General features: G+C 40.1%; 26 protein-coding genes and 1 pseudogene. 7 read left to right on the forward strand and 20 right to left on the reverse strand.

The features are described 5' to 3' along the window. Positions 1-50 precede the first annotated feature (50 nt). The 6 genes from QP437_RS00115 to ccmA all read right to left on the reverse strand — a co-directional run bounded on the left by QP437_RS00115 (position 51) and on the right by ccmA (position 4,890). Positions 51-2,000, reverse strand: a complete 1,950-nt coding sequence (locus QP437_RS00115) for a heme lyase CcmF/NrfE family subunit (protein ID WP_285266544.1) — start codon at positions 1,998-2,000, stop codon at positions 51-53. Beyond that, a complete protein-coding gene (gene ccmE / locus QP437_RS00120; RefSeq protein ID WP_177991749.1) occupies positions 2,000-2,530 on the reverse strand; it encodes a cytochrome c maturation protein CcmE in 531 nt (176 codons plus the stop codon). Before ccmE ends, QP437_RS00115 begins: the two co-directional genes overlap by 1 nt. Then, positions 2,527-2,730, reverse strand: coding sequence for a heme exporter protein CcmD (ccmD, locus tag QP437_RS00125; protein WP_285266545.1), 204 nt, complete (start codon positions 2,728-2,730; stop codon positions 2,527-2,529). The genes ccmE and ccmD overlap by 4 nt, the downstream gene beginning before the upstream one ends. A 37-nt stretch (positions 2,731-2,767) precedes the next feature. After that, the gene (locus QP437_RS00130) at positions 2,768-3,508 is read right to left on the reverse strand and encodes a heme ABC transporter permease (protein ID WP_049369402.1); all 741 of its coding nucleotides are present in this window, start codon (positions 3,506-3,508) and stop codon (positions 2,768-2,770) included. A 68-nt stretch (positions 3,509-3,576) separates the two neighbouring features. Beyond that, positions 3,577-4,242: a heme exporter protein CcmB gene (ccmB, locus tag QP437_RS00135; protein ID WP_014063992.1), complete on the reverse strand. Its 666-nt coding sequence runs from the start codon at positions 4,240-4,242 to the stop codon at positions 3,577-3,579. Positions 4,243-4,248: 6 nt separating this feature from the next. After that, positions 4,249-4,890 carry a cytochrome c biogenesis heme-transporting ATPase CcmA gene (gene ccmA / locus QP437_RS00140; RefSeq protein ID WP_014063993.1) on the reverse strand — a complete coding sequence of 214 codons (642 nt, stop codon included), beginning with the start codon at positions 4,888-4,890 and terminating at the stop codon, positions 4,249-4,251. A 283-nt stretch (positions 4,891-5,173) separates the two neighbouring features. Here ccmA and sodA point away from each other — a divergent pair, with 283 nt between their 5' ends. Beyond that, entirely contained in the window at positions 5,174-5,821 is a 648-nt protein-coding gene (sodA, locus tag QP437_RS00145; RefSeq protein WP_285266546.1) for a superoxide dismutase [Mn], read from the forward strand. 54 nt (positions 5,822-5,875) lie between these two features. On the opposite strand, the gene QP437_RS00150 is transcribed toward sodA, so the two are convergent. The 7 genes from QP437_RS00150 to QP437_RS00180 form a co-directional block, all read right to left on the reverse strand. Continuing rightward, complete coding sequence (locus QP437_RS00150) at positions 5,876-6,319, reverse strand: isoprenylcysteine carboxylmethyltransferase family protein (RefSeq protein ID WP_285266547.1); 444 nt, start codon at positions 6,317-6,319, stop codon at positions 5,876-5,878. Between the two features lie 51 nt (positions 6,320-6,370). Continuing rightward, the gene (locus QP437_RS00155) at positions 6,371-6,985 is read right to left on the reverse strand and encodes a YfgM family protein (RefSeq protein ID WP_049356996.1); all 615 of its coding nucleotides are present in this window, start codon (positions 6,983-6,985) and stop codon (positions 6,371-6,373) included. Between the two features lie 18 nt (positions 6,986-7,003). Next, positions 7,004-8,275, reverse strand: a complete 1,272-nt coding sequence (gene hisS, locus QP437_RS00160) for a histidine--tRNA ligase (RefSeq protein ID WP_285266548.1) — start codon at positions 8,273-8,275, stop codon at positions 7,004-7,006. 9 nt (positions 8,276-8,284) lie between these two features. Then, positions 8,285-9,391 carry a flavodoxin-dependent (E)-4-hydroxy-3-methylbut-2-enyl-diphosphate synthase gene (gene ispG / locus QP437_RS00165; RefSeq protein WP_005695590.1) on the reverse strand — a complete coding sequence of 369 codons (1,107 nt, stop codon included), beginning with the start codon at positions 9,389-9,391 and terminating at the stop codon, positions 8,285-8,287. Positions 9,392-9,409: 18 nt separating this feature from the next. Next, the gene (locus QP437_RS00170; RefSeq protein WP_285266549.1) at positions 9,410-10,441 is read right to left on the reverse strand and encodes a RodZ family helix-turn-helix domain-containing protein; all 1,032 of its coding nucleotides are present in this window, start codon (positions 10,439-10,441) and stop codon (positions 9,410-9,412) included. Between the two features lie 75 nt (positions 10,442-10,516). Continuing rightward, entirely contained in the window at positions 10,517-11,059 is a 543-nt protein-coding gene (pilW, locus tag QP437_RS00175; protein ID WP_285266550.1) for a type IV pilus biogenesis/stability protein PilW, read from the reverse strand. Between the two features lie 69 nt (positions 11,060-11,128). Continuing rightward, positions 11,129-12,277, reverse strand: coding sequence for a bifunctional tRNA (adenosine(37)-C2)-methyltransferase TrmG/ribosomal RNA large subunit methyltransferase RlmN (locus QP437_RS00180; RefSeq protein WP_285266551.1), 1,149 nt, complete (start codon positions 12,275-12,277; stop codon positions 11,129-11,131). Positions 12,278-12,304: 27 nt separating this feature from the next. Here QP437_RS00180 and QP437_RS00185 point away from each other — a divergent pair, with 27 nt between their 5' ends. The 6 genes from QP437_RS00185 to QP437_RS00210 all read left to right on the forward strand — a co-directional run bounded on the left by QP437_RS00185 (position 12,305) and on the right by QP437_RS00210 (position 17,066). Beyond that, positions 12,305-12,478 (forward strand): hypothetical protein, encoded by a 174-nt coding sequence (locus QP437_RS00185; protein ID WP_186821522.1) that lies wholly within the window; start codon positions 12,305-12,307, stop codon positions 12,476-12,478. Positions 12,479-12,578: 100 nt separating this feature from the next. Beyond that, positions 12,579-13,454: a D-alanyl-D-alanine carboxypeptidase family protein gene (locus tag QP437_RS00190; protein ID WP_197543618.1), complete on the forward strand. Its 876-nt coding sequence runs from the start codon at positions 12,579-12,581 to the stop codon at positions 13,452-13,454. 153 nt (positions 13,455-13,607) lie between these two features. Further along, positions 13,608-14,489, forward strand: coding sequence for a metal ABC transporter substrate-binding protein (locus QP437_RS00195; RefSeq protein ID WP_049364985.1), 882 nt, complete (start codon positions 13,608-13,610; stop codon positions 14,487-14,489). Next, positions 14,489-15,385: a manganese/iron ABC transporter ATP-binding protein gene (locus QP437_RS00200; protein ID WP_285266552.1), complete on the forward strand. Its 897-nt coding sequence runs from the start codon at positions 14,489-14,491 to the stop codon at positions 15,383-15,385. Before QP437_RS00195 ends, QP437_RS00200 begins: the two co-directional genes overlap by 1 nt. A gap of 3 nt (positions 15,386-15,388) precedes the next feature. Then, positions 15,389-16,240, forward strand: coding sequence for a metal ABC transporter permease (locus QP437_RS00205; RefSeq protein ID WP_049369424.1), 852 nt, complete (start codon positions 15,389-15,391; stop codon positions 16,238-16,240). Between the two features lies 1 nt (position 16,241). Then, on the forward strand, positions 16,242-17,066 hold the full coding sequence (locus tag QP437_RS00210) for a metal ABC transporter permease (protein ID WP_285266729.1): 825 nt from the start codon (positions 16,242-16,244) through the stop codon (positions 17,064-17,066). Between the two features lie 33 nt (positions 17,067-17,099). Here the strand turns inward: QP437_RS00210 and rlmC are convergent, their stop codons facing one another. The 7 genes and pseudogenes from rlmC to mnmE form a co-directional block, all read right to left on the reverse strand. After that, a complete protein-coding gene (gene rlmC / locus QP437_RS00215) occupies positions 17,100-18,272 on the reverse strand; it encodes a 23S rRNA (uracil(747)-C(5))-methyltransferase RlmC (RefSeq protein WP_285266553.1) in 1,173 nt (390 codons plus the stop codon). Continuing rightward, on the reverse strand, positions 18,269-19,312 hold the full coding sequence (gene nagZ, locus QP437_RS00220) for a beta-N-acetylhexosaminidase (protein ID WP_285266554.1): 1,044 nt from the start codon (positions 19,310-19,312) through the stop codon (positions 18,269-18,271). Before nagZ ends, rlmC begins: the two co-directional genes overlap by 4 nt. A 3-nt stretch (positions 19,313-19,315) precedes the next feature. Continuing rightward, on the reverse strand, positions 19,316-19,663 hold the full coding sequence (locus QP437_RS00225; RefSeq protein ID WP_285266555.1) for a DUF1425 domain-containing protein: 348 nt from the start codon (positions 19,661-19,663) through the stop codon (positions 19,316-19,318). Next, complete coding sequence (hinT, locus tag QP437_RS00230) at positions 19,663-20,013, reverse strand: purine nucleoside phosphoramidase (protein WP_005695575.1); 351 nt, start codon at positions 20,011-20,013, stop codon at positions 19,663-19,665. The genes QP437_RS00225 and hinT overlap by 1 nt, the downstream gene beginning before the upstream one ends. A gap of 100 nt (positions 20,014-20,113) precedes the next feature. Then, positions 20,114-21,991: a peptidylprolyl isomerase gene (gene ppiD / locus QP437_RS00235; RefSeq protein WP_285266556.1), complete on the reverse strand. Its 1,878-nt coding sequence runs from the start codon at positions 21,989-21,991 to the stop codon at positions 20,114-20,116. A gap of 67 nt (positions 21,992-22,058) precedes the next feature. Further along, positions 22,059-22,616 (reverse strand): annotated as a pseudogene (locus tag QP437_RS00240) (manganese efflux pump MntP family protein). 10 nt (positions 22,617-22,626) lie between these two features. Then, entirely contained in the window at positions 22,627-23,985 is a 1,359-nt protein-coding gene (gene mnmE / locus QP437_RS00245; RefSeq protein WP_070590574.1) for a tRNA uridine-5-carboxymethylaminomethyl(34) synthesis GTPase MnmE, read from the reverse strand. Between the last annotated feature and the right edge of the window lie 30 nt (positions 23,986-24,015).

Genomic DNA, 24,015 nt, shown 5'->3' on the forward strand with positions numbered 1-24,015 from the left:
CGATCAATTTACATCTATTTTTAGGAGCTTAATTTAGCCCCTCATCACGATTAAGACTGTTTTACCAAACGACTAAAACGATAACGACGGTCAAACATACAGAGCAAGCCACCTAGCGCCATAAACAATCCACCAATCCAAATCCAGCGGATAAACGGTTTATAGTAAAGGCGAAGCGCCCATGAGTTATCTTCTATTTTTTCACCCAAGGCAACATAAAGATCGCGGGTAAAACCCCAATCAATTGCCGCTTCAGTCATTGGCATTTTACTGACGGTATAAAAACGTTTTTCAGCAAATAACGTTACTTCCGGTTTACCGTCTTTTGAAATATCAATTTGTGCTTTGCCACCCATATAGTTTGGACCATTTGCATCACTCACGCCGGTAAATTTGAAGTCATAGTCAGCGATCTGCACAGTATCGCCAACGGTCATTCGCACATCGCGCTCTACACTAAAGTTTTGGCTAAACGCAATTCCCCAAACCGTCATTGCCACACCAAGGTGAGCCAAAATCATCCCCCAATGGGAACGGGAAAGTTTGGTAATACCTTTAAAGAAAGATTCACGGTATGTTGCGCGTTGTTTCATTTCATAAAGGCTTAATAACACAATAATGACGGACATCATGGTGCCAAGCACAACACTGACGGTGAGTTTATTGTGTAAGAAATATGGCAAGGTAAAGCCTGCAATCGCCATTACAATCACACTCACTACAACCGGTGTACGAATTTCAGAGAACTGATCTCGACGCCATTTAACTAATGGCCCAATACCTAGTAATAAGGCAAATGGGGTCATAATAATCAGGAACATTTGATCAAAGAACGGCGCACCAATTGAAATAGAGCCCAGACCTAATTGCTTATGAACTAATGGCAATAACGTCCCTAAGAACACCACACAAAGTGCGGTCATTAATAGGATGTTATTTAATAACAATAAGGTTTCGCGAGAATAGCGTTCTGCATTATCACGCGAACGAATTTGGTTGCCTTTGTAAGCGTACAAGGTTAAAGAACCACCAATCACCACAACCAAATAAGCAAGAATATATAAACCACGTGTTGGATCTGAAGCAAACGCATGTACTGATACTAAGATACCGGAACGAACTAAGAACGTACCCAGTAAGCAAAGTGAGAAAGCAAGGATCGCTAAAAGTACAGTCCAAGCTTTAAAAGAGCCACGTTTTTCAGTAACTGCTAAAGAGTGGATTAATGCGGTTCCTGCAAGCCAAGGCATTAAAGAAGAGTTTTCTACTGGATCCCAGAACCACCAGCCACCCCAGCCTAGCTCATAATAGGCCCACCACGAACCGAGCACAATCCCGAGTGTTAAAAAGACCCAAGCCGCCATCGTCCAAGGGCGAGACCATCTTGCCCAAGCGGAGTCTAATTTCCCTGTCATTAATGATGCAATCGCAAAGGCAAAAGCCACAGAAAAACCAACATATCCCATATAAAGCAATGGAGGATGGAAAATCAAGCCCACATCTTGCAACATTGGGTTTAATTCTCGACCATCTACTGGGAAATCAGGGAATGTACGAGTAAATGGATTTGAGGTAAATAATACGAAGAGTAAGAAGCCGATGCTAATAATCCCCATAATACCCAACACGCGAGCCACGGCTTCTTGTGGTAAGTGTTTGCTAAATAAGGCAACCGCTGCGCCCCAAAGGGTTAATAACCAAATCCAAAGTAACAATGAACCCTCATGTGAACCCCACACTGCAGATAAACGATAATAAATCGGTAAACTGCTGTTAGAGTTATTTACCACATATTGCACACTGAAATCATTAACAGCAAACAGATAGAATAATGCTGCAAAAGCAATGGTTAAACTGAAAAATAAACCATAAGTCATTGGACGAGCCAATGACATTAATTGAGGGTGACCTTTTTCTGCGCCCCATAATGGGAAAATCGCTAAAAAGAATGAAACGGCAAGACTTAAAGCAAGCGCATAATTTCCTAGTTCAGCAATCATTATTGACCTTCTTGCGGTTTTTGCTGGGTTTCTTTATAACGACGATCAGCTTCACTCTCGCCTTTTAACTCTGCGCCCATTGGCTTATGTACTTTCTGCATTTTATCGCCTAATTCTGGTGGTACATAATTTTCATCATGTTTAGCAAGTACTTCTGTCGCCTCTAATAAAGTAGGCTCTTTTAATACGCCTTGCGCAACGATACCTTGCCCTTCACGGAAAAGATCTGGAAGAATACCTTCGTATTCTACAGTGATCGATGGACCAATATCATTTAAGTCAAAGCGGACTTTTAAGCTTTTTGGATCACGTTTTACTGTGCCTTCCACAACCATGCCACCTACACGGATGCGTTGCCCCACTTCAGGTTTTTGATCTGCTTTGCCTTCTTTACCTTCAATAACTTCTGATGGCGTATAAAATAAATCGATATTTTGGCGAAGTGCATAAAGGACTAAACCTGTTGCAATCGAAATACCTAAAATCACAAAGATAATGATAGAGAGTCTTGATTTACGTCTTGGATTCATAGTGTATTTCCTTTATTTGCTTGGTTTAAACGAGCTTCACGTTGTTGCTCGCGTAACACTTCTTTTAACACCACTTTACGTCCCTTGACGCTTTGTATCGCCAAAATAATCATTGCCACAAGGCTAATGCCGTAGGAAAGCCACACATAAAAACCGTAGCCTCCCATATTGATAAAATCACTCCAACTTTGGAAAAACATTTTCCGCTCCCTAAAATCCTAAAATAAAAATGAAAAACTATTTTAGCTTACTTGCTAACTCTTTTACCCATGGACGTTTGCTATCTTCTTTTAGCAATTCAACACGATAACGCACGAGCGTAAACCAAATGGATAAAAATAAAAATCCAAAAATACATAAAATCAGTGGAATTAACATCGGCGTTGCAATAGACGGTTTTTCAAACTTCGTGATACTGGCCCCTTGATGTAAAGTATTCCACCACTCTACGGAAAAGTGAATGATTGGTAAATTCACCACACCAACAATACACAAGATACCAGCTGATTTTGCGCCCACCGCACGATCAGAAAATGCAGAATAAAGGGCTAATACACCGATATATAAGAAGAAAAGAATGAGTTCCGCGGTTAAACGCGCATCCCACACCCACCAGGTTCCCCACATTGGTTTACCCCAAATTGCGCCAGTGACCAGCGCGATAAAGGTAAACATCGCACCAATTGGTGCCATGGCAACCATCGAAAGGTGTGCGGCTTTAATCTGCCAAACTAACGCAATAATCGCTGCAATCGCCATCGAACCATACACGCCCATTGACCAAATCGCCGCCGGCACATGCACATACATAATTCGGAAACTATTGCCTTGCTGATAATCTGCCGGTGCATAAGCTAAGCCCCACACAATGCCAACAGCCAATAATAAAACCGCAATCGCACCAAAAAATGGGCTTAATTTGCCACATAAATGATATTGGGTTTCATGTTTTGCGTAAGGATGTAACCACTTCCACATAAAAGATCCTTAATTCCAAAAAATAAAAAACAGTTAAAAATCTGACCGCACTTTCACCGTAATGATGATTAATTATCTAAACTAATTCGTAGTGCCGCTGCAATAGCAAAAGGCGATAAAGTTATCGCACCAGCCAAAATTGCACCTAAAATAGCAAGCTGTCCACCATAAGGGAGATTTAATGCGGCGGCATCTAAAATTGCTGAAGCAAAAATTAAAACCGGAATAAATAATGGTACCACAAGTAAACTCAGCAATACGCCACCTTTACGTAATCCTACCGTCAATGCCACGCCAATCGCGCCAATGCAGCTTAAAATTGGTGTTCCCACTAGCAAGGTGACCACCAGTGCCCACCAAATATTCACTTCCAACGAAAGCAATAAAGCCGCAATAGGTGAAAGTAAAATCAACGGCAAACCTGTTAATAACCAGTGCGCAACAACTTTTGCAAGTGCCGTTAGCGCTAAAGGTTGAGCCGTAAGCATCAATTGTTCTAAAGAGCCATCAATAAAATCATCTCGGAATAAGCGTTCAAAAGACAGCAACGCAGAAAGCAATGCCGCTACCCAAGCAACCCCTGGTGCAATACGAGAAAGTAACTTAGGATCCGGTCCAATCACCAATGGAAACAGCGTGATCACGATCAAAAAGAACCAAAGTGGGTTCAATATTTCCGCTTGTTTACGGGTCGCAATCTTCAGCTCACGCTTTATAATCTGTAAAAATATCATAAAAATCTAAGAGTTATATTTATAATCAGCAAGATTGATTTTTTTCAATAACGTACTAGGCACTTCTTGGTGGCTCGTTAAAATCACCATCCCACCTTTTTTAGCATGATTTTCAAAAAGAGCGGTCAAAACTTCAACCCCTTTTTTGTCTATTGCTGTAAAAGGTTCATCCAAAATCCAAAGAGGTGCTTCTGAGATCCATAATCTCGCCAAGGCAATGCGCTTTTGCTGACCAGCTGAAAGTTGGGCAGCCGGTAAATCTTCACGTCCAAGTAAGCCTACAGTTTCAAGTACATCCCATAAAATATCAGTGCCTTGCTGACTTTGACTAATCTGCTGATAAAATTTTAAATTTTCCCATGCCGTTAATTCAGGCTTTACGCCAGAATGGTGGCCGAGATAAAGTAGCTGATGATGGTATTCTTCCCGTTGCTTTGTAATCTCGTCTGAATTCCACCGCACTTTACCTTCTACAGGCTGTGCAAGGCCAGCTAAAATCCGCAATAAACTTGTTTTACCGATACCATTGTGCCCTTCAATTTGCACGAAATCACCGCTTTGAAATTGCAATGAAAGATCAGTGAACAACACGCGATCGCCCCGTTGGCACGCTAATTGTTCTAATTGAAGTTGATGAGCAGGAAACATAGTCTCAGCCTTAAAAATAAAATCTTGTGAAAAATCAGCAGGTATTCTACCACAAGGGGAAATTTTGACGAGATTTTAAGGGCTAAAAGGTATAACTATTTAGAAGTAGATCGGTGTATTTATTGATTTAAAACAAATTAAGCTTTTCTAGCCTATTCATCGGATAATCAAATAATTAAAAGATTTACTGATCTAAATCAAATTTTCTGCTACCATTTAGCTACTTTTTGATGTTGTTTTATCAAAAACATTACCTTAACTTTATTTAAAAAAGGAACATATTATGTCTTATACTCTACCTGAATTAGGTTACGCTTATGATGCGTTAGAACCACATTTTGATGCGCAAACAATGGAAATTCACCACACTAAGCACCACCAAGCTTATGTAAACAATGCAAACGCGGTGTTAGAAACTTTACCTGCTGAATTTTCTGAAATGTGCTCAGGTCAATTAATCAGCCAATTAGGCAAAATCCCAGCTGAAAAACGTACTGCATTACGTAACAACGCAGGCGGTCACGCAAACCACAGCTTATTCTGGAAATCATTGAAAAAAGGCACCACTTTACAGGGTGATTTAAAAGCAGCTATCGAACGTGATTTCGGTTCTGTAGAAAACTTCAAAGCTGAATTTGAAAAAGCAGCAGCAACTCGTTTTGGTTCAGGCTGGGCGTGGTTAGTGATCAACCAAGGTAAATTATCTGTTGTATCAACAGCAAACCAAGATTCTCCATTAATGGGTAAAGAAATCGCAGGTTGTGAAGGTTTCCCACTTTTAGGTTTAGATGTTTGGGAACACGCTTACTACTTGAAATTCCAAAACCGTCGTCCAGACTACATCAAAGAATTCTGGAACGTCGTAAACTGGGATTTCGTTGCGGAGCGTTTAGCTAAAAAATTAGCAGATTGCGGATGTGCAGCTAAATAATAGCTTCTCAAAATATATAAAAAATCGCCTATTTTTAGGCGATTTTTTTATTGGTTAAATCCAACGTCTGACTTTTTTCTTATAAGCCAAATAAGACTCACCAAACTTCTTCTCTAGCCAGTATTCTTCAGGTTTAATTTGCCATTGTGTGATGAAGTAAATAAACAGAAAAACACCGAGAAAACTGACCGCATTTTGCAAATAAACCGCCCATGCCACTAACAAACCCGCTAAGCTTAAATACATTGGGTTACGACTAAAGCGATAGATACCACTTACCACAAATACTTTGCTTTTCTCTAAATGGATGGGATGAATATTAGCTTTATTTTTGTAGAATTGCCAAACACTGAAAAAACCAACAAAAGATGAAGCCAACGCAATCAGATAAGTAATCACGATATTGATTGTAAGAGGGTAAGGATTAGGTAAGCATATCATGATAAGTGCACAGCCAATAAAAATGACGGGTGGCGGCACAATAGGTTTCTGAATCATAAGATCAAAAATCCAATAAAAAAGCCCGAGCAATTCGGGCTAATTAAAATATTACAGATTATTTAATTTCATCTGCGCCATTTGTTTTTCTAACGGGTTACCGCTTTTTTGTGCATTCTCAAAGCTTGCTTTAGCACCATTCACATCGCCTTTTGCGACTTGAATATCGCCCGCTAAAAGATCTTTACGTGCACTAAAGCCTTGGCTTTTCACTTGATTTAGACTTGCTAGTGCTGCATCAAATTGACCTTGTTGGAATTGCACGGCAGACAAACGAAGCGCTGCAAGAGACGTTAAGATATCATCTTGTGATTGAGCAATCGCTTGTTTTAAGCTATTTTCTGCAGAGGCGTAATCTTGTTTTGCAACAAAACCTTTTGCTTCATCTAATAAGCTAAATACCGCATAGCTAGTTTTATCATGCGCTTTCACAAATTCAGCTACTTTAGCTTGTTGTGCGGCGGCATCTTTGTTTGCTGTATAAACTAACGCATCATATTCAGCAGACGCTTGCATAATTTGATTGGCTTGATAAGACTGCCAATAACGCCAGCCCAACATCCCGCCTACACCAAGAATAAAAGCGGCAATAATGGTTTTGCCATTGTCTTTCCACCATTCTTTTAACTGGTTCAGTTCTTGTTCTTCTTCAATGGTATATGCCATTTTCCTATCCTTCTAAAATTAAAATTGGGCTTTCACGTGTTCAATTAAATTGGCCACATCAATGGTTTGCTGCTCTGCTGCGCCAAGTAAGTGTTTTACCACAACTTGATTATTTTGCACTTCACTTTCGCCAAGCACAAGAGCTAGAGTCGCACCAGACTTATCTGCGCGTTTAAATTGTTTTTTAAAGTTACCGCCGCTGCAATGCAACATTGTACTTAAGTGCGGTAATTCTGAGCGAAGTTTTTCCGCGAGCTGGAATGCGGCTAATGTTGTGCCTTCACCTTGATAAACAACGTAAATATCTACCGCACTTTTTACTGGAATCGATTTATTCACTTCTTGAACGAGTAGCACTAAACGCTCTAAGCCCATTGCGAAACCGACACCACTTGTTGCGTGGCCACCGAGTTGTTCAACTAAGCCGTCATAGCGTCCACCACCACATACAGTACCTTGCGCACCTAATGCTGATGTCACCCATTCAAATACAGTTTTATTATAATAATCTAAACCACGAACCAATTTGGGATTAATTTCATATTGAATACCAACCGCATCTAATAGACCGCATAACTGCGCAAAATGCTCGCGACTTTCATCATCTAAATAATCCAATAATTTTGGCGCGCCATCCAATACATCTTGTAATGCTTGATTTTTAGTATCCAAAATACGTAATGGATTTTTTACAAGACGTTCTTTCTCTTCTTCACTCATTAAATCTTGGTGATTTTCTAAGAAGGCCACTAATGCAGAACGATAGTTTGCACGTGCTTCTAGTGAACCAATCGAATTTAATTGAAGTAAAACATGTTGATCAATACCTAACGCTTTCCATAAACGTGCAGTTAAAATAATTAACTCCGCATCAATTTCAGGGGTTGCGATACCAAATACTTCGACACCCGCTTGATGGAATTGACGGTAACGCCCTTTTTGTGGACGTTCATGACGGAACATCGGTCCCATATACCATAAACGTTGTTCATTGTTGTAAATCCAACCGTGTTCAATCGCAGCACGCACGCATCCTGCCGTACCTTCTGGACGAAGTGTTAATTGTTCATCATTATCCCAGAATGTGTACATTTCTTTTGAGACAACATCTGTGACTTCACCGATTGCACGAGCAAATAATGGCGTACTTTCCACGATTGGCATACGCACTTCTGAATAGCCGTAGCTACTTAAAATTTGGCGAACCTGTCCTTCAATCCATTGCCAAAGTGGAGATTCAGTTGGGGAACAGTCATTCATCCCACGAATTGCTTGAATATTTTTTGCCACGAGTTTTCCTTAAATAATTCGATTTTTTGGATCTTGTTGTGCAACTTTGGCACGAATTTTTGCTTCTAATTGGTCAATAATCGCGTCGTTATCAAAACGTTCTTTTTGACGCTCGCCATCTAAATAATAGCCACTTTTCTTATTACCACCGGTAACACCTAGGTCAGACACTAATGCTTCTCCCGGGCCATTTACCACACAACCAATAATAGATACATCCATTGGGGTGATAATATCTTCTAAACGTTGTTCTAGTGCATTCACCGTGCCGATCACATCAAACTCTTGACGAGAGCAAGTTGGACAAGCAATAAAGTTAATCCCGCGAGAACGAATACGTAATGATTTCAAAATATCAAAACCAACTTTGATTTCTTCTACAGGATCGGCGGCTAAAGAAACACGCAAGGTATCACCAATGCCTTCTGCTAACAACATTCCTAAACCAATCGCTGACTTCACAGAGCCTGCTCGCGCGCCACCTGCTTCCGTAATGCCTAAATGCAACGGCTGTTTAATCGCTTTTGCCAGTAAACGGTAAGATTCCACTGCAAGGAAAACATCAGATGCTTTTACGCTCACTTTGAATTGATCGAAGTTTAAACGATCCAAGATCTCAACATGACGTAACGCTGATTCTAACAAGGCTTCTGGTGTTGGTTCACCAAATTTCTCTTGAATGTCTTTTTCTAATGAGCCAGCATTGACACCGATGCGAATCGGGATATTTTTATCACGCGCGCAATCCACCACTGCACGAATACGATCCTCACGACCGATATTGCCTGGATTAATACGTAAGCAATCTACCCCATATTCAGCCACTTTTAACGCAATGCGATAGTCAAAATGAATATCCGCCACCAAGGGCACATTCACTTGCTGTTTAATGATTTTAAAGGCTTCGGCTGCATCCATGGTCGGCACAGAAACACGCACGATATCTGCGCCCACACGTTCCAAAGATTTAATCTGTGCAACGGTCGCTTCAACATCAGTTGTGCGAGTATTTGTCATGGATTGCACGGCAATCGGTGCATCACCACCGATTGGTACATTGCCCACATAAATTTTTGTCGATTCACGACGTTTGATAGTAGGTTTTACTGCTGACATTCTTTCGTAAATTATTCGTTAAGGTTTTGGTAATTTAAATTTAGCCACACGGCCATCAACTGTAAGCGGATACGCTTCGCCTTTATAAGTAATGCGAACGTTACCTGGCGCACCGATAATCAAGGCATATTCATCACCATTAAAGGTTAAGGTTTCACCTTGTTTATATTCTTTTTGCGCTAATACTTTACGGTTTTGGTCTTTCACACTAATCCAGCTTGAATTTTTCGTGATCTCAATAACGAGATCGCCTTTCGCTGTAGTTGGTGCTTCAGAAATAGCGGGGTTTTCAACCGCACTTTGTGTATCTGGCACAGTTTGCTCTGTTGTTGGTTCAGTGTTAGGTAACGTTTGTTCCACAACAGGTGCTTGAGCTTGTCCAATAGTAGGTGCTGAAGTTGCAGTGGTTGAAACTTCTGCGCTTGCTGTTTGAGCTTGATTTTCTTGAGTCGTTGAAACAGCAGGTTCAGCAGCGGCATTATTTGTTGTTTCCGCTACAGACGTAGTTTCATTGCTTGACACCGCAGGCTGACTATTTACTGTTACTGGAATTTCATTCGAATGAGTAGCCGGTAGCTCTGCTGTTTTTTCTTTTTCAACGTAGGTTTGCACTAAATTATCTCGTTCTTCATTTGATTTTTGATAATTTTGCCACCACCATAAGCCAGTCATTCCAACAGCAGCGAGTAAAATAATCGTTGTGAGTGTGCCTACCCAACGGCTGTGAGATGAATATTGGTTTACTGAACGCGTCGCACGTGAATTTTTACTTAAATCATTTTTATGTGCTTCACCAAAAGTTAAATGTGTCCATTCAGCATCAGGAATACGTAAAAATTTCGCATAACTGCGAACGTAACCTCTCAAAAAGGTTGATGGTACATCTTTTTGGACAAATTCATTATTTTCTAATTTTGCCAAAATGCTTGGACGTAAAGAAATGGCCTTTGCCACATCTTCTAAAGAAAGATTTAATGCTTCGCGTGTTTGGCGAAGTTTATCCCCAAAGGAGATTTCAGTTGTTTCAGTTTGTTCGACGATTGTATTCATAGGGATAAAAATAGAGAAATAGAAATAAAAAACTAAATACCAAATTTTAAAGTCGAAAGGGGCTTTTGGCAATGATTATTTGAGTGTGCGGAGCTTTTCCACTCTGGAAGGATCAACTTGGCGCAATTTCTCCAACGCTTGTTGATAAACGTCGGTTTGTTTTCCAGCAAAAGCACAAAGTGCTATGTTTTCGTAAGTATCGGCTTGATGATAATAATTCGGTGCTGCAAGTGCCGCATTAAATTGTGAATAAGCTTGTTCAAACTCACCTTGCCCACATAAAAATGCACCAAAGTTGTTATACACATCGCCTTGCTTATCATCTAACTTAATTGCCTGTAAATAAGCTTGCTTCGCTTTTTCCGTATCGCCTTGTAATTGATAAAAATGCGCAAGTGCCGAGTGCACAAGATAATAGCGGTCATCATGTTCAAAGGCTTTATCTAAATTAAGTTTTGCTTGAACAAAATCCTCTTGTTGCAGATAGCCTAATGCCAACTCAACGCGCGCTTTGGCTGCTTGTTGTTTATTAAAATCGACTGAAGATTGAGAAACGCAAGCAGAAAAAACAAAAGGAAAAATGACCGCACTTAGAATGTTAATTGGGATTAATTTCATCTTATCACTCCTCTATCTTATCACTCTTCTCCAGGCCATTTTCCCTTTACAAGTATTGCTATATTTAGCTTAGTTAACCGCTTTTACGTCAATACCTTCACCAAACTTACGTTTCATTGCTGTACGTTTGGTTCGGTCGATTACATCGCCAGCCAACTGACCACAAGCGGCATCAATATCATCACCACGGGTTTTGCGCACAATCACCGTAAAGCCGTATTCCATTAAGGTTTTTTGGAAACGATCGACACGGCTATTTGAGCTTTTACCATAAGGCGCTTCTGGGAACGGGTTCCATGGGATCAAGTTAATTTTACACGGGGTATTTTTTAACACTTGAGCTAATTGATGCGCATGCTCTGTACCATCATTCACGTGATCTAATAACACATATTCAATTGTCACTTTACCATGGTTAGCATTTGATACTTCTAAGTATCTGTGTACCGAATCCATCAACATTTTGATGTTATATTTTTTATTGATCGGCATGATTTCATCACGCAATTCATCGTTCGGTGCGTGAAGTGAAATCGCTAATGCTACATCAATCTTATCACGTAACATATCGAGCGCTGGCACAACACCTGAAGTGGATAACGTCACGCGTCGTTTAGATAATCCATATGCGAAATCATCGAGCATAATTTCCATTGCAGGTACAACATTAGCTACATTTAACAATGGTTCACCCATGCCCATCATTACCACATTGGTAATAGGACGTACACCCGTCACACCAAAATTACCGATAATTTTTGATGCACGCCAAACCTGACCGATAATTTCAGACACCGTTAAATTACGGTTAAAGCCTTGCTGTGCTGTTGAACAGAAAGTACAAGCTAAGGCACAGCCTACTTGAGAAGAGACACAAAGTGTCGCGCGATCCGCTTCAGGAATATAGACCGTTTCAACTTGCTGTTCACCTACCTGCATCGCCCATTTAATGGTGCCATCCGAAGAGCGTTGTTCAACCGCCACTTCTGGCGCTTTAATTTCAGCGACTGCTTTTAATTTTTCTCGTAATTTTTTATTAATATTGGTCATATTGTCGAAGTTATCTTCGCCAAAATGATAAATCCATTTCACTAATTGATCCGCACGAAATGGTTTCTCGCCTAATTCAGCTAAAAACTCACGCATCTGCTGACGCGTTAAATCCATTAAGTTAATCTTTTTTGTATTCGTTTCGGATGAAAGGGGTTGTTCTAACATAAAGCCTCGTTATTACACATTACGGCGATGATGTTACTCAGAATTGAGCAACAAAAAATTCGCATATTAAAAATGAGCCGAGATTTTACAGATTTACCGACGGATAAGCTAGCAGATTTGAAAAACAAAGAAAATTTTGATCGCACTTCTTTGCGATCTCTATCGCAAAAATCAAAAAACAAAAGAAAAAAGTGCGGTTAAAAAACTTTAAATTTTTTCTCTTTCACACATCCCAAACCCTTACAAAAACTGATAGAATACTAGCTTTGTTTTATTCTCTAAGTTGGCTATATTAAAAGATATGTTAAAAAAAGTGCTTTCTGTATTGTGTTTAGTGCCAGCAATGGCAACGGCACAATCTTATGTCGTGTATGATTTCACCCATGATCGAGTGCTCGAAAGTAGCTCACCGAATCATGTTCAACCTATCGCATCCGTTACCAAGTTAATGACTGCAAATGTGTTTCTTGAAAATAATCGAAACGCAAATTGTACTGCATCGATTACTGACGACGATTACGATTACATTAAAGGCACACATACAAAATTACCAAAATACACGCCGATTTCTTGTAATGAATTATTAAAAGCGATGCTTGTCCATTCTGATAACTATGCTGCTCATGCCCTTTCTCGCTCTGCAGGCATGAGTCGTTTGCAATTTATTCAAAAAATGAATGAGAAAGCGAGAGAATTAGGTATGCGCTCTACTCGCTTTTCAGATAGCTCAGGTTTATCTGACAGTAACATTTCAAGTGTGATGGATCTGGTTAAATTGGCTAAATACTCTCTTAACAAAGCACAAATCAAAAACATCTCGAATATGCCAAGTGCTTTCATTCAAGCAGGCGGACGTAGCGTTTTTGTTAAAAACACCAATAAATTAGTGCGTGAAGAAGTATTTGATGCAGCAATTAATAAAACCGGTTACATTCGCGAATCTGGCTATAATTTAGTCTTTGTGAATAAAAATCCGTGTAATCGCGCTACCATTGGGGTGATTAGTTTAAATAACCATTCATCTGCGTTTCGTACTAACTTTACCAAAGGAAAATTGGAACAATACGGTTGTATCGCAGGGCGTAGCATGCACAACTTTACTGTTGATGAAGCCCAATATGAAGAAGGCTATGATGAAGCTGGTATGGATCGCCTAATTCAACAAGTTGGTGGTTAATCATTTCAAAAAGAGCGGTCAATTTTGCACAAAATTTTCCGCTTTTTAATTTTAATCACCTATCGATTTGATAATTATTTTCATTTAAAAAGCTTGTAAAAAATGATATTATTATGCAGAATGCTAATTAATCATTATTTTTAAGGAGATCTCATGAAGCATTTATTTAAAAGCCTATCTGTTATCGCTCTAGGTTTAGCAGCTTTACAAGCCGAAGCGAAATTTAAAGTGGTGACCACATTTACGGTTATTCAGGATATCGCACAAAATGTTGCGGGCGATGCCGCGACGGTGGAATCTATCACCAAACCTGGTGCAGAAATTCACGAGTATGAACCGACCCCTAAAGATATTGTAAAAGCTCAATCTGCTGATTTAATTTTATGGAACGGATTAAATTTAGAGCGTTGGTTTGAGCGTTTCTTCCAAAATATCAAAGATAAACCAGCCGTTGTGGTAACCGAAGGCGTCACGCCACTTTCTATTTATGAAGGCCCTTATAAAGATGCCCCTAACCCACACGCTTGGATGTCGCCATCTAATGCGTTGATTTATGTCGAAAATATCAAAAATGCATTAGTTAAATACGATCCGCAAAATGCTGATACTTATCAAAAAAATGCAGCGGCGTATGCAGAAAAAATCAAACAGCTCGATAAACCTTTACGTGAAAAACTCTCACAGATTCCTGCCGACCAACGTTGGTTAGTGACTAGTGAAGGCGCCTTTAGTTATTTAGCGAAAGATTACGATCTCAAAGAAGGCTATTTATGGCCAATTAACGCTGAACAACAAGGTACGCCTCAACAAGTACGTAAACTTATCGATTTAGTGAAAAAAAATCATATTCCAGTGGTATTTAGTGAAAGTACCGTGTCAGCCAAACCTGCTCAACAGGTAGCGAAAGAAAGCGGTGCTAAGTACGGCGGCGTACTTTATGTCGATTCCCTTTCTGCTGCTGATGGCCCTGTACCGACTTATATTGACTTACTGAATGTCACTGTATCCACCATAGTCAAAGGATTTGAAAAATAATGACCGCACTTTCCGCTTCTATTTCCGTTAATGACGTAACCGTGCGTTACAACAACGGGCACACTGCAATTTATGATGTTACCTTTGCATTACAAGGGGGAACAATCTGTGCTCTTGTTGGCGTAAATGGGAGCGGAAAATCAACGCTATTCAAAAGCATCATGGGCTTAATTAAACCACAACAAGGCAATATTGCGCTTTGTGGTTTGCCAATTAATCGAGCGTTGAAACAAAATTTGGTTGCCTATGTGCCGCAAGCGGAAGAAGTCGATTGGCAATTTCCCGTCTCCGTTTATGATGTTGTCATGATGGGACGCTACGGCTATATGAATTTCCTACGCATTCCAAAGGCTGAAGACAAACAAAAAGTGCTCGAAGCGATGCAGCGAGTAAACATCGAGCATTTAGCTGAACGACAAATCGGTGAGCTTTCTGGTGGGCAGAAAAAACGCGTATTTTTAGCTCGCGCGTTAGCACAACAAAGTAAAATTATCTTACTCGATGAGCCTTTTACGGGTGTGGATGTTAAAACTGAAAATGCGATTGTGGAACTCCTTCGACAATTACGTGCTGAAGGCCATTTAATTTTAGTTTCTACTCATAACTTAGGCTCTGTACCAGATTTCTGTGATCAAGTGGTGATGATTAACCGTACTGTGATTGCTGCCGGTAAAACGGAAGATACATTCAATCAGCATAATTTGGAAAAAGTCTTTGGTGGTGTATTACGACACATCAAATTATTAGGTGAAGATCTGCATAATGATGAAGATAAACGTGCGGTAACCGTTCTCACAGATGATGAACGCCCTGTTGTCTTCTATGGCGAAACCAAAAATGATCCGCCTGCAACGGCTGTAAAATCCTGTCGTCTGCCTCCGTCTGACAAGGAATAAGTCATGCTTGAATATTTACTGGAACCTTTCTCCTATGAATATATGCAAAAAGCCATGTGGATAAGTGCCGCAGTTGGTGGCATTTGTGCCTTTCTTTCTGCCTATTTAATGTTGAAAGGTTGGTCATTAATTGGCGACGCGCTCTCTCATTCCGTGGTTCCGGGTGTGGCGATAGCTTATGCCTTTTCACTCCCCTATGCTTTAGGTGCTTTTTTTGCCGGCATTTTGGCCGCACTTTCCATTTTATGGATCAAATCCATTTCTAAACTCAAAGAAGATGCTGTTATCGGCTTTATTTTCAGCACATTCTTTGCCTTGGGATTGTTGATTATTTCTCTGAATCCAACTTCAATAAATGTGCAAAACATCATTCTCGGTAATATCCTTGGTATTGCTGATGAAGATATTTATCAAGTCGCAATTATTATGCTGATCTGCTTAGTTTTATTACTGATTTTTTGGAAGGATCTATTACTGATTTTCTTTGATGAAACGCAAGCAATTACAGTTGGACTTTCACCACTGTTTTACAAAGTTCTCTTTTTTACACTCTTGAGTGCTTGTGTTGTTGCCGCATTGCAAACTGTCGGAGCGATTTTAGTGATTGCGATGGTAATCACGCCAGGTGCAACCGCCTATTTACTTACTGACAAGTTCAAAACTCTTATCAAAATTGCCGTAGCATTGGGCGCAATCACTGGTTTCGTCGGCGTTTATTTAAGCTATTATCTGGATGGCGCAACAGGTGGTGTCATCGTAACATTACAAACCTTGTTATTTTTATTGGCTTTTCTATTCTCGCCCAAATACGGATTAATCAGTCAAAAACGACGTAAGGTGGTGGATTATGACTGAGATGTTCGCCATTTTCGTTGAGCCATTTCAATTTGCCTTCATGCAAAATGCGTTACTCACGGCATTAGTGGTTGCCGTCATCTGTGCACTACTCTCTTGCTATTTGGTGTTGAAAGGATGGTCATTGATGGGGGATGCCATTTCTCATGCTGTCCTACCTGGCATTGTCTTAGCTTTTTTAGCTGGTATTCCATTAGTCATTGGAGCCTTTGTCTCAGGTATTGCCTGTGCCTTAGGGGTGGGTTATTTAAAAGAGAATAGCCGTATCAAAGAAGATACCGCGATGGGGATTGTATTTTCGGGGATGTTTGCCATTGGTTTGGTGCTGTTCACTAAAATCCAAACCTCACAACATCTCACACATATCTTATTTGGAAACGTATTGGGTGTAAGCCGACAAGAGCTGATTCAAACGGCAATCATCGCCTTAATCATTTTTATTTTACTTGGATTAAAGCGTCGTGATTTTCTGCTTTATTGCTTTGATCCTAGCCATGCTCGCGTTGCAGGTCTCTCGCCTAAATTATTACATTATGGCTTACTCACATTACTCGCGCTCACTATTGTGAGTACGATGCAAGTCGTTGGAGTTATTTTGGTCGTAGCGATGCTAATTGCACCGGGCATCACTGCGCTAACACTGACCAATCGCTTCGATAAGATGCTTATTATCGCAATCATCAGCGCTGTAACTGCAAGTCTACTAGGCGTGCTACTTAGCTATCATTTTGATGCGTCTACGGGTGCGTGTATTATTTTGCTACAAGCAGCATTCTTCTTAATAGCATTAATTTATAGCAAAATAAAAGTCCGGTTAAATTTCTAAATAAAAAAGCTAACATTTCTGTTAGCTTTTTTGTTAACCATTGCGTTTTAATAATATCAGTGCTTCATAATGCGCTGTATGCGGGAACATATCAAATAATTGAATTTGAGTAAGCTTATAACTGGTTAGGTGCTGCAAATCTTTTCCCATGGAAATCGCGTTACAGCTGGAATAAAGAATAAAGTGCGGTTGCATTTCATTGAGAAACTCAGCGAGTTCCCTTCCGATACCTCGACGAGGCGGGTTGACGATCACCAAATCGGGTTTGTTTTCATCTTGTGTTAAAGCAAAATTAGCCGCATCCAAAGATTGGAATTTAACGTTGTTTAACCCTAACACCTGGGCAGATAGAGTCGCCGCTTGAATAGCTGATGGGGAAATTTCAATCCCGGTCAATTCCACTTCTTGCTGATGTTTATCCTGTAAAGCTTTAGCGCAATGCAGTCCAAAACCTCCAACGCCACAAAAGAGATCCCAAAGTTTAGTAATCGGCAAATCTTGCACCCAATCTTGTGCCGTTGCATATAGCCCTTGTGCTACAAGTGGATTCGTTTGGAAGAAACCTTGAGGGCGAATAAATAGCGGAATACCGTTAAAGCTCTCTGATAAGGTGTGCTGGTCCGTTAAAAAGATTTCTTTCTCACCTTCTAAGATCGCCGCATGTTGAGGTTGGATATTCACGCTCACCACTTCAAGTTGTGGTAATTTTTCCAATAACCCTGCAAATTCACGTTGAATTAACGATAGTTTAGTTTCTGAACGTAATACAAAACGCAACATCAATTTTTTTGTATGTTGGCTTTCTGTAAGCAGAATATATTTGAGCTCACCTTTTTGCTTAGCCACGTTATAAGGGACTAAACCCGCACGTCCAATAAAATCTTTTAGAATCGGAAAGAGTTCAGCAAAGCGTTGTGGATAAAGCGGGCAATCACATAAATCCACCGCACTTTGTGGATCATTCGGGTCTTGTAAAATACCTAGAATGGGACGTTCCACCGCGCCACTTACAACCATTTTCGCTTTATTACGAAAGGCAGTCTCGGAGGAATAAAAAGGCGGATGCCAAATTAAATTATCACAATCTAATTTGGCAAGTTGTTGTTTTAGATGCTCTTCTTTCTTGGCGAGTTGCTGTTCATAAGGCATTTCAAGCCATTGACAAGAACGGCAATCGCCTTTTTGATAATGATGGCAATCAATCATTTAGAAGCAAGCCACTCTTGTTGAAGTGCGGTCAGTTTTTGATGATTTTCAATCCAACGCGAAGTTTTTGTGAGTTCTGACCAATCAAAGGATTTTTGTTTAAAGAGCGATTTCAAGCGAGCTTGGCGTGCTGCGAAATGCTCTGTTGCTTCCTCTAACTTCAGATTATCAAGCACTTGAATAACACCTTCACGTTCATTACAAAGCAATAATAAGTCACAACCAGCCTTCAAGGCTTTTTCACTGCGAGCCACAAAATCGCCCATAAAGCCTGCGCCTTTCATGCCTAAATCATCAGAGAAAATCGCTCCTTGGAAGCCTAACTGTTTACGCAAAATCTCTTTTAACCAATAACTCGAACCGCTTGCTGGCTGGCTATCACATTGTGTATAAATCACGTGAGCCGGCATAATCGCATCAAGCTTACTCTGTTGAATTAATTGCTGGAATGGCAAAATATCATGATTAAAAATCACTTCTTTTGCGCGCTCATCATAAGGGGTTTCAAGATGAGAATCAGCTAAAACATGGCCGTGTCCCGGGAAGTGTTTTCCTGTTGTTGCCATGCCCGCCTGGTGCATACCATCAATAAAAGCTGCTGCTAAATTGACCGCACTTTTTACATCACAGCCAAAACTACGATCACCAATCGCACGACATTCGTGACCTAAATCCAACACCGGAGCAAAACTCAAATCAATATCTAACGCCACCATTTCAGCCGCCATTTGCCAACCCGCTTCTTTTGCTATTTGCTGTTGCTGAGCTGAGTCCTCAACTAATGCAGCAAAAGCCTGCATCGCAGGGAGCTGAGTGAAACCTTCACGGAAACGTTGCACGCGACCACCTTCCTGATCGACTGTAATCAATAAAGGCTTTTTCACTCGTTGACGAATGGATTTAATTAGCGCTTGAACTTGCTGACGATCATAAAAATTGCGGGTAAATAAAATCAAACCAGCAACTAAAGGATGTTCCAGTAATTCAACTTCTTCTTGTTTGAGCTCATGACCTTCAAGGTCAATTAATAATGTGGACATAAACTATTGTAAGTAAAGACGATAATTGCTACTTTCTGTGCTTGGTTTTAGTATCTCAAACACTTTCTTTTCTTGTGGTTGCAATAAAATATTGCCTGATTGGCTTTCTTGCTGATTAGGCCAAACTTGCGTTACACCTTGTGTGTTATACCAATAAAGATGGTAAAGCACATTGAGTTGTTGCGTAGTTTTATTTTTTAAGGCTGCGGTATTATCAGACAAATCAACATCTAAAGCCGGTTCTAAATTTGCCGCCATATTTAAAATTGGCTTATTGGTTCCTACAATATTTGGTGCAGATGAACAAGCCGTTAAAAATAATACCGTTGCTGTAATTAGGATCTTTTTCATTATTTCGCCAACATTCTACCTAAAGGTTCACCACCAACAAGATGCATATGAATATGGAATACTTCTTGTCCACCGTGTTTATTACAGTTCACAATTAAACGGTAACCGTCTTCGGCAATGCCTTCTTCTTTAGCAATTTTAGCCGCGACAGTAAATAAGCGACCCAAGGTAACTTCATCTTGTTCTGTCACATCATTAACCGTTGGAATGACTTTATTTGGGATAATCAAAATATGGGTTTTCGCTTGAGGTGAAATATCTCGGAATGCGGTCACTAATTCATCTTGATAAACAATATTGGCCGGAATTTCTTTACGAATAATTTTGCTGAAAATAGTTTCTTGAGCCATAGTCTTCTCCTTGTTTTATATAAAAAAGTGCGGTCAAAATTTACCGCACTTTGCTTTTATTTTCCATCAGAAATTGATGATGAATGACATTTCAATCAGCTTAGTGAGCCGCACCTTCTTCTGAATCATCTTGATTAATAAAGCTGGTATTAATCTCGATTTGTGCTTTTTCACGTAATGCTTGCATTAACTGTCCTTGCAATTCGCCTTGACGTGCACGAACAAGTTGAGTGCTAAATTTCGCTAACTCTTGCTCATTTAAAGTAGGTTCTTCTACACGTTCAAGGGCAACCACAACCACATCACCTTTGCTGTTACGAGCAACTTGATAAGCCACTTTACCATCTTGTGGTTTTCCAATGGCAAATACACCTTCATAAAGCACTGGATCTTTATTATCCACTAACGTAAAGGTTTGTGGCTCACTAAAACTAATACCGGCAGGTAATTTGGTTGGATCGGCAGATAGCGCTTTGACCGCTTGCTCTGCTTTTTCAGCTAATACTTTATCGGCTTTTTCACGTTTTAAGAACTGCTCAATCGTTGATTTCGCTTCATCAAGGCTTTGTAAACCTTCAGCTTTATGATCCACGACACGTACCACAACAAATTCATTTTCACCAACCGTTAATGGCTCAGAATTTGCACCGCCGTTTGCAATATCTGATTCAAAAATGGCAGAAGTCACATTTGGGAAATTTAATGCCGCAGGGACATTATTTTTACCGAAATAATCTGTTTCTTCCATTTTCACGCCTGCTGCTTCTGCTACCGCAGCTAAAGAATCACTGCTTTCTGCTGCTTTTGCACGAACCGCTTTTTCTACCGCTTGGAAACGACTTCCTGCTAAGTTTTTACGTACGGTATCCGCGATTTGCTCTTTTACTTCATCTAACGTACGTTCTTTACGATCTTGCACTAAAATAATATGGTAAGCCCCATCTACATTAACTGGTGTGCTATATTGACCAACATTTAATAATAATGCGGCATCTTCAAAGTTTTTCGGTAATTCGTTGTCTTTTACCCAACCTAATTCGCCGCCTTGTGCACCAGAAAGTTTATCCACAGATTTCGCTTTTGCTAACTCAGCAAAATCAGCGCCTTTTTGCAGTTCTTGATAAACTGCATCCGCTTCTTTCTCAGTGGCTAATTGGATATGCGCTAATTTTTGGCTAATGAATTGCGCTTTATTTTCTTGATAATATTGTGCAATTTGTGTTTCAGTGACAGGTTGTAATTTACCTAATTCGTTCGCTGAAACGCGAATATATTGCACTTTCGCCTGTTCAGGTTGAACAAGTGATTTCGCATTCGCATCGTAATACGCTTTAATTTCTTCTTCTGTCACCTTTTGTTTTGCCACTTCATCGGCTAATGGAAGGGTTGCAAGACGAGCGATACGTTTTTGGAAAAAGGTTTGTGCACTATCTTTTACTTGAGCCGGCACAACAAATTCACTGTCAGCCAAACCGTTTTGCATTTGTTCAAGTGTTAATGCATTACGTAAAATAGCCGCATAAGTATCTGACGTTAGACCATTTTGAGTCAATAATTGTTGATAGCGCGCGTTATCAAATTTACCGTTAGATTGTAAGTTAGGATCGCTTACAATCGCACGTTTGATCATCTCATCACTTACACCTAATTTTAATTCTTTCGCATATTGACGGATTAATTCTTGATCCACCAAACGTTGAATTAAATTTTGACGAAGTGCAGTCACAAATTCCACAGAGTCAGTTTTTGCTAGGAAGCTCTCGCCTTCTTGTTGAGCTCGCGCTTCAAACTCTTGGTTATAACGATTTAAGAAATCTTGTTGAGAGATAGTCTCGCCATTTACTTTTGCCGCAAAACTATCGTTGCTGCTATACAGATAACCTGACATCCCACCAATCAAAAATGAAACTGGAATTAAAGCAAAGATCGCTTTTCCGATAAAGCTATGGGCGATGCCATGCATTTTTTCAATTAACATTCAATTATTACCCTTTTAAAAAAGACAAAGTTCGTAAGATTATAATCTAAAAGGCGAAAATTCGCACTTAAAAAACACCATGTTCGTGTAGGATTTTCACAGCCATGACTAATAACACTAAACCGCCAAAAATCTCTGCTTTGCTTTTGAATTTTTTCCCTCAAAAATGACCGCTCTTTACACCAATAAAAGAGATGACGAAGGTTGTTAAACTTATGATGAAGACAGCCAATAAAATGTCCACGGAAAGAAAAGCAAAAGAGATACCGACGGCTAATGCATCAATACTCGTTGCCACACCAAGTGTTAGCAAGTGTTTTAAACTAATCAATGAGGGAGCGGGTTCATCATCCGAGCTAAGCCCTTCTCGAATCATATTCACACCGATGAGCGCAAGCAAAACAAAGGCAATCCAATGATCCCAATTTTGAATCATCTGACTAAATTGCAGCCCGACAACATAGCCTATAACAGGCATAATGCCTTGAAATAACCCAAAGCAGCATGCAATAGCTAATGCTTGTTTCCATCGAAAAGCGCGCATTGCTAAGCCTTTAGAGATGGAAACTGCAAAGGCATCCATCGAAAGACCAAGAGCAATGACCCACACCATATGAAAAGTCATAAACTAAAGTTTATTTTCCAATACAGAAAGAACTGAAAATATTGCCGAGCAAATCATCCGAAGTAAATTGCCCCGTAATTTCACTTAGGTTAGCTTGTACTAAACGAAGTTCTTCCGCCAATAATTCACCTGCATGAAATTCAGTTAATTGGACTAACCCAATTTGTAAATGTTCGGCCGCTTTTTCTAAGGCATCAAGATGACGACGGCGTGCTAAGAAACCACCTTCCATCCCTGTTTGGAAGCCCATAGCCTGTTTTAAATGCTCACGCAATAAATCTACACCCTGATGTGTTTGGGCGGATAAACAAACGGTCGTTGTTCCATTTTCTTCTTTTAGCCCAACTGCCTCGCCGCTTAAATCTACTTTATTGCGAACAATGGTCACTGGCATATTATTTGGCAATTTTGATAAAAATTCTGACCGCACTTTTTCGATATTTTGGCTATCAGGATCGCTACTGTCTAACATTAAGATAATACGATCAGCTTGCTCAATCTCCGTCCAGGCACGCGAGATCCCGATACGTTCAACTTCATCTGTCGCTTCTCGAAGGCCTGCGGTATCAATAATATGTAAAGGCATGCCATCAATATGAATATGCTCACGCAACACATCACGAGTGGTTCCTGCAATATCTGTCACAATGGCTGCTTCTCTGCCCGCTAAAGCATTCAGTAAGCTGGATTTACCCGCATTTGGACGACCGGCAATCACCACTCTCATCCCTTCACGCAAAATCGAGCCTTGTTTCGCTTCGCTACGAACTAAATCAAGTTGATCAATAATTTCTCGTAATTTTGCTTCGATTTTACCGTCTGCCAAAAAGTCAATTTCTTCATCGGGGAAATCAATCGACGCTTCCACATAAGTACGCAGATAAATCACAGAATCCACTAACTGATTCACTTTATTAGAAAATTCACCTTGTAATGATTTTAATGCTGAACGAGCAGCTTGCTCCGAAGTGGCATCAATCAAATCGGCAATGGCTTCAGCTTGGGCTAAATCTAATTTATCGTTTAAAAAAGCCTGTTCAGAAAATTCACCTGGACGCGCAAGACGAACGCCATCAAGTTGTAAGATTCGTTTTAGCAATAAATCTAATACCACTTGTCCACCATGGCCTTGCAATTCCAATACGTCTTCACCGGTAAAGGAATTCGGCGATTTAAAATAAAGCGCAATGCCTTGATCTAATACTGTGCCATCAGCATCTTTAAAAGGTAGATAATCTGCCATGCGTGGTTTAGGACATTTACCTAGTACCGCTTGTGCTACTTCAACCGCTTTTGGGCCGGATACACGCAAAATACCAATACCGCCACGTCCTGGCGCTGTCGCTTGTGCGACGATTGTTTCTTTCATAAAAACTCACTAAAAATTGACCGCTCTAAT

It is taken from the genome of Haemophilus sp. UMB1048, from assembly GCF_030218125.1.
Lineage (GTDB): Bacteria > Pseudomonadota > Gammaproteobacteria > Enterobacterales > Pasteurellaceae > Haemophilus_D.